Genomic DNA, 14,751 nt, shown 5'->3' with positions numbered 1-14,751 from the left:
ACCTTAATAAAAATCTTTTATTTAGCCTCTCTAGACAATTAGAGTGCACTCTTTACAGTGCGCTCTTCTCAAATTATTATTCTGCTGTATCAGATAATGTCCGCTGTGCAATAAGCTCGCGCGCATCATCAAGTTCTACATTAAGAGCAAGTGAGCGCATTTCTTTTACCAACACATTAAAGCTCTCGGGTATACCCGCCTCAAATGTATCATCACCACGCACAATTGCCTCATAGACTTTTGTTCGACCAGCCACATCATCTGATTTTACGGTCAACATTTCCTGCAAAGTGTATGCAGCACCATAAGCTTCAAGCGCCCAAACTTCCATTTCACCAAAACGCTGGCCACCAAATTGAGCTTTACCACCTAATGGCTGCTGAGTAACAAGCGAATATGGTCCAATCGAACGCGCATGAATCTTATCATCAACAAGGTGATGCAATTTCAACATATAAATGTATCCAACTGTCACCGGACGATCAAAAGGCTCTCCGGTACGACCATCATAAAGTGTAACCTGCCCCGAGCTGTCTAGCCCTGCATCTTCCAACATCATGTTGATATCGGATTCATGTGCTCCATCAAAAACAGGTGTTGCGATTGAAACGCCTTTCTTCATCTGCAGTGCCAACTTATAAAGGCTTTCATTATCATATTGACGTACTGGTTCATTATGGTCATTATCAGGCATTAGATTCTCGATACGTTGACGCAAAGGAAGAATATCCCCGGTCTCCTGATATAACTCTATCAAATCGCCAATCTTCTTTCCCATACCAGCACACGCCCAACCAAGATGTGTCTCAAGAATTTGACCAACATTCATACGGCTAGGCACACCAAGCGGATTCAAAACGATATCAGCGTGGGTTCCGTCTTCGAGAAACGGCATATCTTCTACAGGAAGAATACGTGATACGACCCCCTTATTACCATGACGTCCTGCCATTTTGTCACCCGGTTGGATTTTGCGTTTTACAGCCACAAAAACCTTTACCATTTTCATGACACCAGGAGGCATTTCATCGCCTCTTTGAACCTTCTCAACTTTATCCATAAAGCGACGTTGTAATGCTTCTTTTGATTCATCATATTGCTTACGCAAAGCTTCAATTTCGCTTTGAAGTTTTTCATCTTCAACGGCAAATTGCCACCATTGTGAACGCGGATAATGAGCCATCACCGTATTGTCAAGCTCCTTACTACCTGAAAAGCCTTTTGGACCTTCTACAGCAACCTTACCTATCAACATATCAGCAAGACGCGCATAAACATTGCGATCGAGAATCGACTGTTCATCATCACGATCTTTAGCTAAACGCTCAATTTCCTCACGTTCAATTGCCATTGCACGTTCATCTTTTTCCACACCGTGGCGGTTAAAAACACGAACTTCAACAACAGTCCCAAAAGTTCCAGGAGGCATTCGCATAGAAGTGTCACGAACATCTGAAGCTTTTTCTCCAAAAATAGCACGTAGAAGCTTTTCTTCTGGAGTCATGGGACTTTCACCTTTTGGTGTAATTTTTCCAACCAAAATATCACCAGGCTGAACTTCAGCACCAATATAGATAATACCAGCTTCATCAAGATTTCTTAACGCTTCTTCCGCAACGTTAGGAATATCGCGCGTAATTTCTTCTGGACCAAGCTTTGTATCACGTGCTGCTACTTCAAATTCTTCAATATGAATTGAGGTAAAAACATCATCAGCAACAATACGCTCGGATAACAAAATGGAATCTTCGTAATTGTACCCATTCCAAGGCATAAATGCCACAAGAACATTTCGCCCAAGAGCTAAATCACCAAGATCTGTAGATGGGCCATCCGCAATAATATCACCCTTCTCTATCCGATCCCCTACATGAACAAGGGGACGCTGATTTATACAAGTAGACTGATTGGAACGCTGAAATTTTTGCAAACGATAAATATCAACACCAGACTTTGAAGGATCCAAATCCTCTGTCGCACGAATCACAATACGAGTTGCATCAACCTGATCAACAATACCACCACGCTTTGCACTAACGGCTGCACCCGAATCACGAGCAACAACTGGTTCCATTCCCGTACCAACAAATGGTGCTTCAGCACGTACAAGTGGAACCGCCTGACGTTGCATATTCGATCCCATCAAAGCACGATTCGCATCATCATTTTCCAAAAATGGAATAAGAGCTGCTGCTACAGAAACCAGCTGCTTTGGTGAAACATCCATCAAATCCACATGATCGCGTGATGCCATCAAAACTTCACCTGCATGACGACAAACAACAAACTCTTCCGTAAAGCGACCTTCAGCATCCAATGAAGAATTTGCTTGAGCCACATAATGCTTTGATTCTTCCATAGCAGATAGATAGATAACTTCTGTCGTCACTTTACCATCGATAATTTTGCGATATGGACTTTCAATAAAACCATATTTATTAACCCGCGCAAACGTCGCTAAAGAATTAATTAAACCAATATTAGGACCTTCTGGCGTTTCAATCGGACAAATACGACCATAATGCGTAGGATGTACGTCACGAACCTCAAAACCTGCACGTTCGCGTGTCAAACCGCCTGGACCAAGGGCAGAAAGACGGCGCTTATGGGTAATTTCTGACAATGGATTTGTTTGATCCATAAACTGCGATAATTGTGAAGATCCAAAAAACTCGCGAACCGCTGCTGCAGCGGGCTTTGCATTAATTAAATCTTGTGGCATAACTGTGTCGATTTCAACCGACGACATACGTTCTTTTATTGCACGCTCCATACGGAGTAAACCAATGCGATACTGATTTTCCATCAACTCCCCAACTGAACGAACGCGACGATTGCCAAGATTATCAATGTCATCAATTTCACCACGACCATCGCGCAATTCAACCAACATCTTAACAACAGCAAGAATATCTTCTTGACGCAAGATGCGAACCGTGTCTGGACAATCAAGATCCATACGCAAATTCATCTTAACACGCCCTACAGCCGAAAGATCATAACGTTCTGGATCAAAAAACAATGAATGAAACATAGCTTCCGCTGTATCCATTGTTGGCGGCTCACCTGGACGCATAACCCGATAAATATCAAACAATGCATCCTGCCGACTTTCGTTTTTATCCACTTTCAAAGTATTACGGATATATGCTCCAACATTCATGTGATCAATATCAAGGATATTGATTTGATCCGCATTAACATCAAACAAAATCTTCAATATTTTTTCGTCAATCTCATCACCAGCTTCAAGATAAACCTCACCTGTCTGATAATTAACTATGTCTTCCGCTAAATAACACCCTAATAAATCGTCTTCACTAACCTTAACCGCCTTGAGACCTTTCTCAGCTAAAGATTTTGCAGCACGAAGCGTCAGCTTTTTACCAGCCTCAGCAACAACTTCACCACTGTCCGCATCTACAAGGTCAGAAACAAGCTTCATACCCTTAAAGCGATCAACCGAATAAGGAATACGCCACCCATCTCCATCTCGCTCATAAGTCACTTTATTGTAAAACATCGACAAAATGTCTGATGCATCCATACCCAACGCCATCAAAAGACTCGTAACAGGAATCTTGCGTCGCCGATCAATACGAGCATAAATGATGTCCTTAGCATCAAACTCAATATCAAGCCAAGAACCGCGATAAGGAATAATACGAGCAGCAAAAAGAAACTTTCCCGATGAATGCGACTTTCCTTTATCATGATCAAAAAATACACCAGGAGAGCGATGCATCTGTGAAACAATAACACGCTCCGTACCATTAACGATAAAAGTACCATTCGTCGTCATCAAAGGCATATCGCCCATATAAACGCCTTGTTCTTTAATATCTTTGATATCTTTTGATCCCGTATCTTCATCAATATCAAAAACAATTAAACGTAATATTACCTTTAATGGCGCAGCATAGGTCAAATCACGCTGACGGCATTCTTCAACATCAAATTTTGGTAAATCAAATTCATAACCAACAAACTCAAGCATAGCTGTACCGGAAAAATCCGAAATAGGAAATACCGATTTAAAAACAGCCTGCAAACCTTCATCTGGTCGTCCACCTTTCGGTTCCTCAACCATGAGAAACTGATCGTATGACGCTTTTTGAACTTCAATAAGATTCGGCATTTCTGCCACCTCAGGAATCTTACCAAAAAATTTGCGTACGCGCTTACGACCATTGAATTGAGACATCATCGCTAGAGTCTGAGCCATCGTCGCTCCTTGATTTTTACTCTTCAAGGTAGACTAAACCTTGAAAGCTTTATGTCATTAACCTGCACATGCAGATCAGTTCACCTGATACCCGATAATGGATATCGTCAATTTGCCCCATTAACACAAACCATCTTCCTATTGGGCTCTATGATAAAGGAACTAAAAGTAAAACCTGCACCCATTTATTCAACTATTGAGAAATAGGTTATCATTAATCATCTCCCTTCTTTTCACGAGAAAGGAAATCGACGGACATAAATGCCCGCCGATAAAATAAAATCTACTTAAGCTCAACTTTAGCACCAGCAGCTTCAAGTTGAGATTTAATTTTCTCTGCTTCATCTTTAGAAGCACCCTCTTTAATAGGCTTAGGAGCTCCCTCAACCAGATCTTTAGCTTCTTTAAGACCAAGTCCAGTAAGAGCACGAACTTCCTTAATGACATTAATTTTTTGCGCACCACCCTCAACAAGAACAACATCAAATTCTGTTTTTTCTTCAACAACTGGAGCAACAGCACCGGCAACAGCAGCTACAGCTACAGGAGCAGCAGCCGAAACACCCCATTTTTCTTCAAGTAACTTAGAAAGCTCAGCAGCTTCCAAAACAGTTAGATTAGAAAGGTCTTCTACGATCTTCGCTAGATCAGCCATTTTTAAATTCCTTCAATTAAAAGATTTGAACCATTATTTAAAACTTATTCAAAAAACAGAAAAGCACCAAAACTCTTCCATAAACATAAATACAAAACAGCCTTAAGCCGCCTTATCCTCCTGAGCATATGCTCCAATGACACGCGCAACCTGACCAGCAGGTGCATTAATAACCTGTGCGATACGGGTTGCAGGAGTAGAAGTCATACCCACAAGTTTTGCTCGCAACTCGTTCAATGAAGGCAATGAAGCCAATGACTTCACAGCTTCTACACTCAAACTTGTTGCACCCATCGAACCACCAAGGATAACAAATTTGTCATTGGTTTTTGCAAAATCAACAGCAACTTTCGGTGCTGTAATTGGATCTTCTGAATAAGCAATAAGTGTTTGCCCAGTAAACAAATTCACCATCGATTCAGATTCCGTGCCCTGAAGAGCGATTTTAGCAAGACGGTTTTTGGCGACTTTAACGGCACCGCCAGCTCCACCCATTTTCGAACGAAGATCGTTCATCTGCGAAACTGTCAGACCAGAATAATGTGCAACAACAACAGAACCAGACTTTCGAAAAGCCTCATTAAGCCATGTAACAAACTCGCGTTTTTCCGCTCTATTCACTGTCTCTCTCCATTTAACAGATTTACTTGAAGCAAACCTGCTGGTTACCTTTGATAACATAAAATACTCCATGCTATCGATGAGGATCCTGTCCCCTTTTTCACGCATAACGATCAAAGGCAGCCTTGGCTCAAACCCTTTAAGTCTTTTAACTCTCAGTTTTTACCCCAGTCTCATGTGGGCTTTTTCGATTAAGACACTTAAAGTATCGCCCACAATCTCGGACAGGATATTCCGGAATTTCTTCCGGTATAATCTAAGCTCGATAAAACTTAGATAGCTCAATGCCGATAAGAACCGACATTCTAAACATAATCTCGCTACTCACATACCCCAAAACAAAATTACAAATCTATTTAAACCTACTCTGAACGAACAGTTGCAGGATCAACTTTAATCCCAATCCCCATAGTCGAAGAAACTGCAACACGCTTAACATATTCACCCTTTGCACTTTGTGGCTTAGCTTTAATAACAGCACTCGCAAAGGCTTTAATATTTTCCACTATCTTCTCAACCCCAAAAGAGGCCTTACCGATACCGGCATGTACAATCCCGGCTTTTTCAACGCGAAATTCAACAGCACCGCCCTTAGAATCTCTTACAGCACTGGCAACATCAAGCGTTACAGTACCAACTTTTGGATTTGGCATCAAACTCCGTGGGCCAAGAATTTTACCAAGACGACCAACAAGAGGCATCATATCAGGTGTTGCAATACAACGATCGAAATCAATCTTTCCACCATTAATACTCTCAAACAAATCTTCAGCCCCCACAACATCTGCACCAGAAGCCTTAGCTTCTTCAGCTTTATCACCACGTGCAAAAACAGCAACACGAACTTTACGCCCAGTTCCATTGGGCAAATGAGCAACACCTCGAACCATTTGATCTGCATGACGAGGATCAACACCTAAGTTCATCGAAATCTCTATCGTTTCATCAAATTTAGCAACTGCACGCTCTCTAACCATCAAAACAGCATCTTCTAAAGCGTAAAGCTCATTAAAATTAACATCTTTACGAATATTTTTTATTCTCTTTGCTACTTTTGCCATAACATTAGCCCACCACTTCCAAGCCCATAGAGCGAGCAGAACCCTCAACCATACGCATCGCCGAATCAATATCATTTGCATTAAGGTCCTTCATTTTTTCTTGTGCAATTGAACGAATCTTATCGCGAGAGATACTCCCTACAGACACTTTACCAGGCTCTTTCGAGCCAGACTTCAAATTTGCTTCCTTCTTCAAGAAAAATGATACAGGAGGTGTCTTTAAAGAAAATGTGAAAGACTTATCCTGGTAATACGTAATAACTACTGGAATCGGTGCTCCCTTCTCCATTTCCTGTGTAGCCGCATTAAATGCCTTACAAAATTCCATGATATTAATACCACGTTGACCGAGAGCAGGACCAATCGGTGGAGACGGAGTAGCTGCTCCTGCAGGAACCTGCAACTTGAGCTGACCTATACTTTTTTTTGCCATAATAATCTGCCTTCAATTTTACTGAGATACGACAAGCTCTCTTGCCTTCTACCTTCTGCAGTTAAGTGGTTCGGATCCTCAAGCCGACAAAAGCCACAATTCACCTCCCACCAGCTACCAAAAGTGATTGAAATCACCCTAAGCTCGTCAGAGTTTTTCAACCTGACCAAACTCTAATTCAACAGGCGTAGGACGCCCAAAAATCAACACCTCAACCTTAAGACGAGAGCGCTCCTCTTCAACCTCTTGAACAATTCCATTAAACGAAATAAAAGGCCCATCGGCAACACGAACCTGCTCTCCAACCTCAAACAATATAGAAGATTTCGGAGACTCAACTCCCTCCTGAACTTGTTTCAGAATTTGCTCAACCTCTCGATCAGAAATGGGAACGGGACGTGCATCTGACCCTAAAAATCCCGTCACTTTAGGGGTATTCTTAATGAGATGATAAACATCATCTGTTAATTCAGCACAAACAAGGACATAACCGGGAAAAAACTTTCGCTCAGTATCAACTTTACGCCCACGACGAACCTCCACAACACGCTCCGTGGGAACAAAAATCTTCTCAAACAGATGATCGAGTCCTTTTTGTTTTGCCTCCTTGGCAATAGCTTCTGCTACTTTTTTTTCAAAATTCGAATATGCTTGAACAATATACCAACGAGCAGCCACAGTCACACTTCCTTGCATTCTCAACTAAAAAGATACTTTAGAAGATCAATACCCCGCCAAACACCAAAATGCACAACCTGATCCACAACAAAAAAGAAAACTGAAGCCAATGCGGTTACTAACAAAACCATAATAGTCGAAATCACCGTCTCGCGACGCGTAGGCCACTTCACCTTAACTGTTTCTGCATAGACCTGCTTTAAAAAGGTTATTGGATTTGTTTTAGATGCCATCAGTCACACTATATCCTTTCTAACCTTAGTTATGTTTCATGCGATAAAACAAAAACGACAAAAATGCGAAAAGCCAATCTCAAACTTTATGCAACTTCCTCATTTTCTACTCAATACCGATTCACGCACAAAAAAACAAGCCCTACACAAAAAAAAGCGAAGAAGGCAATTAAAAAACTACCTTCTCACAGCTAAAATGCTATTGCCCTTTGGCAGGGGCAGCAGGGCTTGAACCCGCGACCTGCGGTTTTGGAGACCGCCGCTCTACCAACTGAGCTATACCCCTATTTTATTTCCCTGTCACGCAAAACGCCTCTTAATAACAAAGACGCTTTCAATAAGCCTCTTTATTCAATGATTTTAGAAACGATACCGGCACCAACAGTACGACCACCTTCACGAATAGCAAAACGAAGCTTCTCTTCCATGGCAATTGGAACAATCAAAGAAACATCCATCGCAACATTATCACCAGGCATTACCATCTCTGTTCCTTCTGGAAGCGTCACTATCCCCGTCACATCCGTCGTACGGAAGTAAAACTGTGGACGATAGTTCGTGAAAAATGGAGTATGACGACCACCTTCATCTTTCGTTAAAATGTAAGCCTCTGCTTTAAATCGTGTATGAGGCGTAACTGAACCAGGTTTCGCCAAAACCTGTCCACGCTCAATCCCTTCACGATCAACTCCACGAAGCAACGCACCAATATTATCACCAGCTTGACCTTGATCTAAAAGCTTGCGAAACATTTCAACACCTGTAACTGTCGTTTTAGAAGTAGGGCGAATACCAATAATCTCGATTTCTTCGCCAACTTTAATGACACCACGCTCAACACGACCAGTAACAACAGTTCCACGACCAGATATCGAAAAAACATCCTCTATCGGCATCAAAAACGGCTGATCAACAGGACGCTCCGGTGTTGGGATATAATTATCAACTTCACTCATCAAGAGACGAACCGCATCTTCACCAATGCTTTTGTCCTTATCTTCAAGAGCTGCCAATGCTGAACCTTTAACTACCGGTATATCATCTCCTGGGAAATCGTATTTTGATAATAACTCACGCACCTCAAGCTCAACAAGCTCCAAAAGTTCCGCATCATCAACCTGATCAACCTTGTTGAGAAAAACTACAATCGCTGGAACACCAACCTGACGTGCTAAAAGAATATGTTCACGCGTCTGAGGCATCGGACCATCTGCCGCTGAAACAACCAAAATTGCACCATCCATCTGTGCTGCACCCGTAATCATATTTTTCACATAATCTGCGTGACCCGGGCAATCAACATGTGCATAGTGCCTTTTCTCTGTTTCATACTCAACATGTGCTGTAGAAATCGTAATCCCACGTGCTCTTTCTTCTGGCGCAGCATCAATTTGGTCATATGCTTTAAATTCACCAAAATACTTCGTAATCGCTGCCGTCAATGACGTCTTTCCATGATCAACATGACCAATCGTACCAATATTAACATGCGGCTTCGTACGTTCAAATTTGCTCTTTGCCATCGCTATTAATCTCTTGTTTTGTTTTTTTGTTTATTAGCACCCAAAAATAGTCCTGCAGGACTGAAACCAAATTAGACTGCCAAATCAGCTCGACCACTACAACCACCAGACGGAGAAATCTGCAAAATATGAAAAAATCTCCCATTATACTCTCTCGCCCGATCAACAACAAATGCTTGGAGCGGGTAGCGGGAATCGAACCCGCATATTCAGCTTGGAAGGCTGCTGCTCTACCATTGAGCTATACCCGCAACGTACTAAATCTCCTCCGATGAATGGTGGAGGGGGTTGGATTCGAACCAACGTAGCATACGCAACGGATTTACAGTCCGCCCCCTTTAACCACTCGGGCACCCCTCCATTACATCGGCAAAGTTGTGATACGAGGCATCACGACAACCAAAACTTTATCACCCATTCAATTCAAACTGGCTGCGAAGCGGTTATGACGGTTACCATCGTATCTGTCAACAGGATAAATATGATTCTGTACAAATTTCCTGCTAATAATTTTAAATCACAGATTTTTTCTATCTATTTTTGCTATTTACACGCTATAAAGAGGTTATGAAAGAAAAAATATCAAAAAATTCTCGTTATACTCGTCTACACTGCCGATATCGCAATACAAAAGGCTTCCCTTTACGATCTGCCACACGTCTGAAAAAGGTTACTCTTCCCTTACCACAAGGAAAAATTCATCTCTACGGTATCCATTCGGTTCATGCTGCTTTAAAAAACAAAAAAAGAATTTTGGGTTGTCTCTATGTTACACAAAATGCCTTAAAACGATTAAATATATCCGAATCAGATTTACCTTGTCCTGTTACACTATGCTCCCCCAAACAACTCGATGCACTTGTCGGAAGTGATGCAGTTCATCAAGGTGCTGTTATGGAAACTGCCCCTCTCAAGCCGTGCCAATTGTCTGAACTAACGAATACCGATCTTGTCATCGTAATGGATCAAATTACTGATCCCCATAATGTCGGCGCTATTATGCGCTCTGCAGTTGCATTTAAAGCTGGAGCCCTTATCACCACTTATCGCCACTCACCCCAAGAAAGCGGAGTTCTTGCTAAGGCCGCATCCGGAGCTTTAGAGCTGATTAATTATATCACTGTAAGAAACCTCGCCGAAGCACTTCAAGAGCTTCATGAAGCAGGTTTTATGAGTTTTGGACTCGATTCAGAAGGTGTATATCCTCTAGAAACTGCTTTAACAGGAAATAAAATTGCTCTTGTTTTAGGAGCAGAAGGGAAAGGTTTACGTAAAAAAACACGCGAAACCGTTTGCGCATTAGCGCGCCTTGATATGCCAGGAAATATTAAATCATTAAATGTTTCAAACGCAGCAACAATAGCACTTTATGCTACTCACCAATATCTTAGATCATAGTGTTTAATTTTTTCCGTGAAATATCAAAAAAACCAATCAATAAAAAACCTGAAAAAAAGCCACCAATATGGGCTTCCCATGCAATTGAAACACCATCTTCTCTAAAGAAAAAAGAAGAAATTCCTATGATAAAATCAACACCCAGCCATACACTTACAAAAACGAGTACATCCCTCGAACGCAGTGATTTTTTGATAGACAATAAAGAACCTAGGAATCTTTCATTTTGCGTACTGCCTGTCAAATAGCTTCGAGGAAAACTATAGCGTGCAATAGCACCCACCATTCCACACACCGCGCCTGACGCACCAACAAGCGATATCGCACTGTTTTGGTGAAATACAAAATAAGTCAACACAGCTATAATTGCCGTTAATATCCAAAACATTAAAAAGCGAAAATTACCTAGATGTCTTACTAAAGCAGACCCAAAAACCAAAAGCCAAGCCATGTTAACAACAACATGTTGAAAACTGCTATGCATAAATGAATAACTGATCATCGTATGACAAAATGCTAAGGGTTCAACCTTAAATAACACGGGTGTAAATGAAAAAAAATCAAGGCTTTCAATAGAAAATCGAGAAGAAAAAAAATACTGAGGAATCAAATAAATACCAAAACAAACCGCTATCAAAATAACTATAATAAATGGAACATTCAATAATGGTTTTAGAGGTTGTTTGGAAAAAGACGATACATCATTATGGTGGTAATTGGTATCTTTCATTGTATAAAATCTCACACTCTTTGATAAACTCATAGCTCTTTGTGCAAAACAAATATATAACCTATTGATAAAAAATAATCTTTTAACTTAAATTCATTTAGTTGGTGCTCCTAAACTTCAAATGTCTCTACATGAAAACACCTGTATTTTATACGAAATATTTTAGAAGATGAATGTTTAGAATATCGTCCACAAAATTACTACACTATAATAGAGCTAAATTAAAATGATTCAGTTCGTCAAGGTTTCTATTGCATAGAGAGTACAATTTTGATTGTTAATCTGTTTAGTATACTTCTCAATTAGAAAAGATAGAATCAGAGACTGTAAAAAGAAATCCCATAAATTGATTTGCGCTTTCTCTGTAGAACGATAGTGCTTTATAATTTAGTAATCTAACATTGAGCACTTTTGCAAAAATCGCCGTAAGTGTACAACAAAAAATATGATTTTAAAATATGCAAATAAAAATATCACCGCCCCCTTTTCTACATCTAGCTATCTCGTTTTAAAAGCTGCCTTTAGCTATTTAGGGGAAAATTATAAAATAAATAAAAAGGACATTTTGATCTCAATACGTCATTTATAAAAAATTACTGTAGAAGTTGACTCTGAGAATTTTGTTTGTTCTGTTTGCAGTCTTTTAACCACACATCATAAATAGGATGCTCTACAGCATTCAAGCCAGGACTATCTGCAAACATCCACCCTGTGAAAATACGCCGTACCTTTTTATCCAATGTAATCTCATTAACTTCAATGAAACCGGTTGTACGCGTTGGTTCATCCTTGGAGCTTGTATAACACGCGCGCGGCGATACCTGTAAAGCACCATATTGATAAACTTCACCAAGAGAAACTTCAAAACGCATCATCCGTCCAGTAATTTTATCAAGACCAGAAAAAACAGCAATTCCGTTGCTCACACGCTCAGCCTGTACTCCAACAACTGAGGACAAAAATACTATAACTTCTACGAAACAAAGACAAAAAAAACGCCTCAATCCCAACAGTAAAAAAACTCTCATCACATCAAATCAATCACATCTAAAAATTCTATTTGTAAAATAGTGAAAATAAGAAATAACACACGCATCAAAGCATCTTATTTTTTAGGCGACCACGCATCATAATCTTCATGCACACAAGGATGCTCACCACTGTAAGAAATAGCCCCTTTTGGACGATAAGCATCGCTCGTTCCTGTCATATTGGCAACGTGAGGCTTCTCCCACTCATACGGTTTATAATTCTCCTGCGTCGGTGGACTATCACAACGATGATGGATCCAACCATGCCAACCTGGAGGAATAGTGGAAGCTTCAGAATAATCTTTATAAATCACCCAACGGCGCGGATAACCATCTTTATGAGTGCCTCCCTCATAATAAACATTCCCAAACTGATCCTCCCCTACACGATTGCCTTTACGCCAAGTAAAAAAGCGCGTATTAATGGTATTACCATTCCACCACGTAAAGACTTGCTTAAAAAAACCAGCCATCTCTTATTCCATTTCTTCAGTATGTTCATGAAACCAATCATTGGAATAAATTTGTCGTGATACTTGAAATTACCAAAAACAAGACTCCATCAGCAAAGACGAATCATGTCACCATTTGATAAGTTCAGTTATATTCCTCAATTAAGAAATATCGTATTCATGAACTTTACTCTACTTCATAAAACTCAATCTATCCCAAGTTTTATCTTAACTAATTGATTAACAATTTGAGGGTTTGCCTTACCACCCGTCACTTTCATTACCTGACCAACAAACCAACCACTCAAAGCATACTTTTGTTTTGCTTGCGCAGCTTTATCAGAATTATTAGCAATAATTTCATCAACAGCTTTCTCAATAGCCTTTGTATCTGTTACTTGCTTCATATTGCGTTCTTCTACAATCTGACGTGGATCTCCCCCTTCATTCCAAACAATCTCAAACAGATCTTTAGCAATTTTTCCAGAAATTGTTCCTTCTTTTATAAGATCAATAATGCTCCCTAATTGATCCGGTGATACTGGTGTCTCTTCAATCTCACGATTATCTTTATTTAAAGCACCCAAAAGATCATTAATTACCCAATTGGCAACGGTTTTTGCATCACGCCCGTGTGCTACTTTTTCAAAATAATCAGCAATGGCTCTTTCCGTCACAAGAATAGAAGCATCATATACCGTCAACCCCATATCCTTGACAAAACGTATCTTTATATCATCAGGCAATTCAGGTAATTCAGCCGCTAACGCATCAACAAATGCTTGATCAAATTCCAATGGCAAAAGATCTGGATCAGGAAAATAACGATAGTCATGCGCATCTTCCTTTGAGCGCATAGACCGAGTCTCACCTTTAGCAGCATCAAAAAGCCGCGTTTCCTGATCTATAAAACCACCATCTTCTAAAATTGCAATCTGACGACGCGCCTCATATTCAATTGCTTGACCAATAAAGCGAATAGAATTCACATTTTTAATCTCACAACGCGTTCCAAAATTTTCACCAGGGCGACGAACTGATACGTTAATATCTGCCCGCATAGATCCCTCATCCATATTGCCATCGCAGCTACCCAAATAACGAACAATCATACGTAGTTTTGCCATATAGGCCTTGGCTTCATCTACTGAACGCATATCCGGTTTAGAAACAATTTCCATAAGGGCGACGCCAGCACGATTAAGATCCACAAAAGACATTGTTGGATGCTGATCGTGCATTGATTTTCCTGCATCTTGTTCAAGATGCAACCGCTCGATCCCAATTTCAACATCTTCAAACTGGCCGTTCGAATCTGGACCAATAGATATAATAACCTTCCCCTCTCCAACGATCGGAGAGCAAAATTGAGAAATTTGATAACCCTGCGGTAAGTCAGGATAAAAATAATTTTTGCGATCAAAAACAGATTTCAGATTAATTTGTGCCTTCAATCCCAAACCCGTTCGAACTGCTTGACGAACACATTCCTGATTAAGAACAGGTAACATACCAGGCATCGCTGCATCAATAAGTGACACATGATTGTTCGGCTCAGCACCAAACCTTGTTGAAGCTCCTGAAAAAAGTTTTGAATTGGACATGATTTGTGCATGAACTTCCATACCAATGATAACTTCCCAATCACCTGTAACTCCAGAAATGAAACGCTTAGAATCAGGAGTGCGCGTATCAACAATGCTCATTACCA

General features: G+C 40.5%; 13 protein-coding genes and 3 tRNA genes. 1 reads left to right on the top strand and 15 read right to left on the bottom strand.

Going from position 1 to position 14,751, the window contains the following annotated elements; all coding sequences use genetic code 11:
• Positions 1–76: 76 nt before the first annotated feature.
• The 11 genes from rpoB to V4B17_RS01960 form a co-directional block, all read right to left on the bottom strand.
• Positions 77–4,225: a DNA-directed RNA polymerase subunit beta gene (gene rpoB / locus V4B17_RS02010; RefSeq protein ID WP_455479837.1), complete on the bottom strand. Its 4,149-nt coding sequence runs from the start codon at positions 4,223–4,225 to the stop codon at positions 77–79.
• 283 nt (positions 4,226–4,508) lie between these two features.
• Entirely contained in the window at positions 4,509–4,880 is a 372-nt protein-coding gene (rplL, locus tag V4B17_RS02005; RefSeq protein ID WP_455479836.1) for a 50S ribosomal protein L7/L12, read from the bottom strand.
• Between the two features lie 102 nt (positions 4,881–4,982).
• Positions 4,983–5,501, bottom strand: a complete 519-nt coding sequence (rplJ, locus tag V4B17_RS02000; protein ID WP_455480162.1) for a 50S ribosomal protein L10 — start codon at positions 5,499–5,501, stop codon at positions 4,983–4,985.
• 362 nt (positions 5,502–5,863) lie between these two features.
• Complete coding sequence (gene rplA, locus V4B17_RS01995; RefSeq protein WP_455479835.1) at positions 5,864–6,562, bottom strand: 50S ribosomal protein L1; 699 nt, start codon at positions 6,560–6,562, stop codon at positions 5,864–5,866.
• 4 nt (positions 6,563–6,566) lie between these two features.
• The gene (gene rplK, locus V4B17_RS01990) at positions 6,567–6,995 is read right to left on the bottom strand and encodes a 50S ribosomal protein L11 (RefSeq protein WP_455479834.1); all 429 of its coding nucleotides are present in this window, start codon (positions 6,993–6,995) and stop codon (positions 6,567–6,569) included.
• A 147-nt stretch (positions 6,996–7,142) separates the two neighbouring features.
• Positions 7,143–7,673, bottom strand: a complete 531-nt coding sequence (nusG, locus tag V4B17_RS01985) for a transcription termination/antitermination protein NusG (protein ID WP_455479833.1) — start codon at positions 7,671–7,673, stop codon at positions 7,143–7,145.
• 20 nt (positions 7,674–7,693) lie between these two features.
• Positions 7,694–7,906: a preprotein translocase subunit SecE gene (gene secE / locus V4B17_RS01980; protein ID WP_455479832.1), complete on the bottom strand. Its 213-nt coding sequence runs from the start codon at positions 7,904–7,906 to the stop codon at positions 7,694–7,696.
• A 210-nt stretch (positions 7,907–8,116) separates the two neighbouring features.
• Positions 8,117–8,192, bottom strand: a tRNA-Trp gene (locus V4B17_RS01975).
• 61 nt (positions 8,193–8,253) lie between these two features.
• Entirely contained in the window at positions 8,254–9,429 is a 1,176-nt protein-coding gene (gene tuf, locus V4B17_RS01970) for an elongation factor Tu (RefSeq protein WP_007551991.1), read from the bottom strand.
• A gap of 177 nt (positions 9,430–9,606) precedes the next feature.
• Positions 9,607–9,680, bottom strand: a tRNA-Gly gene (locus tag V4B17_RS01965).
• 25 nt (positions 9,681–9,705) lie between these two features.
• A tRNA-Tyr gene (locus V4B17_RS01960) sits at positions 9,706–9,789 on the bottom strand.
• Between the two features lie 207 nt (positions 9,790–9,996).
• On the opposite strand from V4B17_RS01960, the gene V4B17_RS01955 reads away from it, so the two are divergent.
• Positions 9,997–10,827 carry a TrmH family RNA methyltransferase gene (locus tag V4B17_RS01955; RefSeq protein ID WP_455479831.1) on the top strand — a complete coding sequence of 277 codons (831 nt, stop codon included), beginning with the start codon at positions 9,997–9,999 and terminating at the stop codon, positions 10,825–10,827.
• On the opposite strand, the gene V4B17_RS01950 is transcribed toward V4B17_RS01955, so the two are convergent.
• The 4 genes from V4B17_RS01950 to gatB form a co-directional block, all read right to left on the bottom strand.
• Positions 10,817–11,557 (bottom strand): rhomboid family intramembrane serine protease, encoded by a 741-nt coding sequence (locus tag V4B17_RS01950; protein WP_455479830.1) that lies wholly within the window; start codon positions 11,555–11,557, stop codon positions 10,817–10,819. The two genes, V4B17_RS01955 and V4B17_RS01950, sit on opposite strands and share 11 nt — an antisense overlap.
• Before the next feature lie 593 nt (positions 11,558–12,150).
• Positions 12,151–12,585 (bottom strand): DUF2155 domain-containing protein, encoded by a 435-nt coding sequence (locus V4B17_RS01945; protein WP_455480161.1) that lies wholly within the window; start codon positions 12,583–12,585, stop codon positions 12,151–12,153.
• Between the two features lie 77 nt (positions 12,586–12,662).
• Positions 12,663–13,061 carry an NADH:ubiquinone oxidoreductase subunit NDUFA12 gene (locus tag V4B17_RS01940; RefSeq protein WP_455479829.1) on the bottom strand — a complete coding sequence of 133 codons (399 nt, stop codon included), beginning with the start codon at positions 13,059–13,061 and terminating at the stop codon, positions 12,663–12,665.
• Positions 13,062–13,246: 185 nt separating this feature from the next.
• A complete protein-coding gene (gene gatB / locus V4B17_RS01935; RefSeq protein ID WP_455479828.1) occupies positions 13,247–14,746 on the bottom strand; it encodes an Asp-tRNA(Asn)/Glu-tRNA(Gln) amidotransferase subunit GatB in 1,500 nt (499 codons plus the stop codon).
• Positions 14,747–14,751 lie beyond the last annotated feature (5 nt).

It is taken from the genome of Bartonella sp. B23, assembly GCF_053793815.1.
The sequence above is the reverse complement of the archived record's forward strand: the minus strand, read 5'-3'. Positions and strand labels throughout refer to the sequence as shown.

Coding starts and splice junctions, on each gene's coding strand:
- rpoB (WP_455479837.1), bottom strand. CDS start 4,225: ATGGCTCAGACTCTAGCGATGATGTCTCAATTCAATGGTCGTAAGCGC.
- rplL (WP_455479836.1), bottom strand. CDS start 4,880: ATGGCTGATCTAGCGAAGATCGTAGAAGACCTTTCTAATCTAACTGTT.
- rplA (WP_455479835.1), bottom strand. CDS start 6,562: ATGGCAAAAGTAGCAAAGAGAATAAAAAATATTCGTAAAGATGTTAAT.
- rplK (WP_455479834.1), bottom strand. CDS start 6,995: ATGGCAAAAAAAAGTATAGGTCAGCTCAAGTTGCAGGTTCCTGCAGGA.
- secE (WP_455479832.1), bottom strand. CDS start 7,906: ATGGCATCTAAAACAAATCCAATAACCTTTTTAAAGCAGGTCTATGCA.
- tuf (WP_007551991.1), bottom strand. CDS start 9,429: ATGGCAAAGAGCAAATTTGAACGTACGAAGCCGCATGTTAATATTGGT.
- V4B17_RS01955 (WP_455479831.1), top strand. CDS start 9,997: ATGAAAGAAAAAATATCAAAAAATTCTCGTTATACTCGTCTACACTGC.
- V4B17_RS01950 (WP_455479830.1), bottom strand. CDS start 11,557: ATGAAAGATACCAATTACCACCATAATGATGTATCGTCTTTTTCCAAA.
- V4B17_RS01945 (WP_455480161.1), bottom strand. CDS start 12,585: ATGAGAGTTTTTTTACTGTTGGGATTGAGGCGTTTTTTTTGTCTTTGT.
- V4B17_RS01940 (WP_455479829.1), bottom strand. CDS start 13,061: ATGGCTGGTTTTTTTAAGCAAGTCTTTACGTGGTGGAATGGTAATACC.
- gatB (WP_455479828.1), bottom strand. CDS start 14,746: ATGAGCATTGTTGATACGCGCACTCCTGATTCTAAGCGTTTCATTTCT.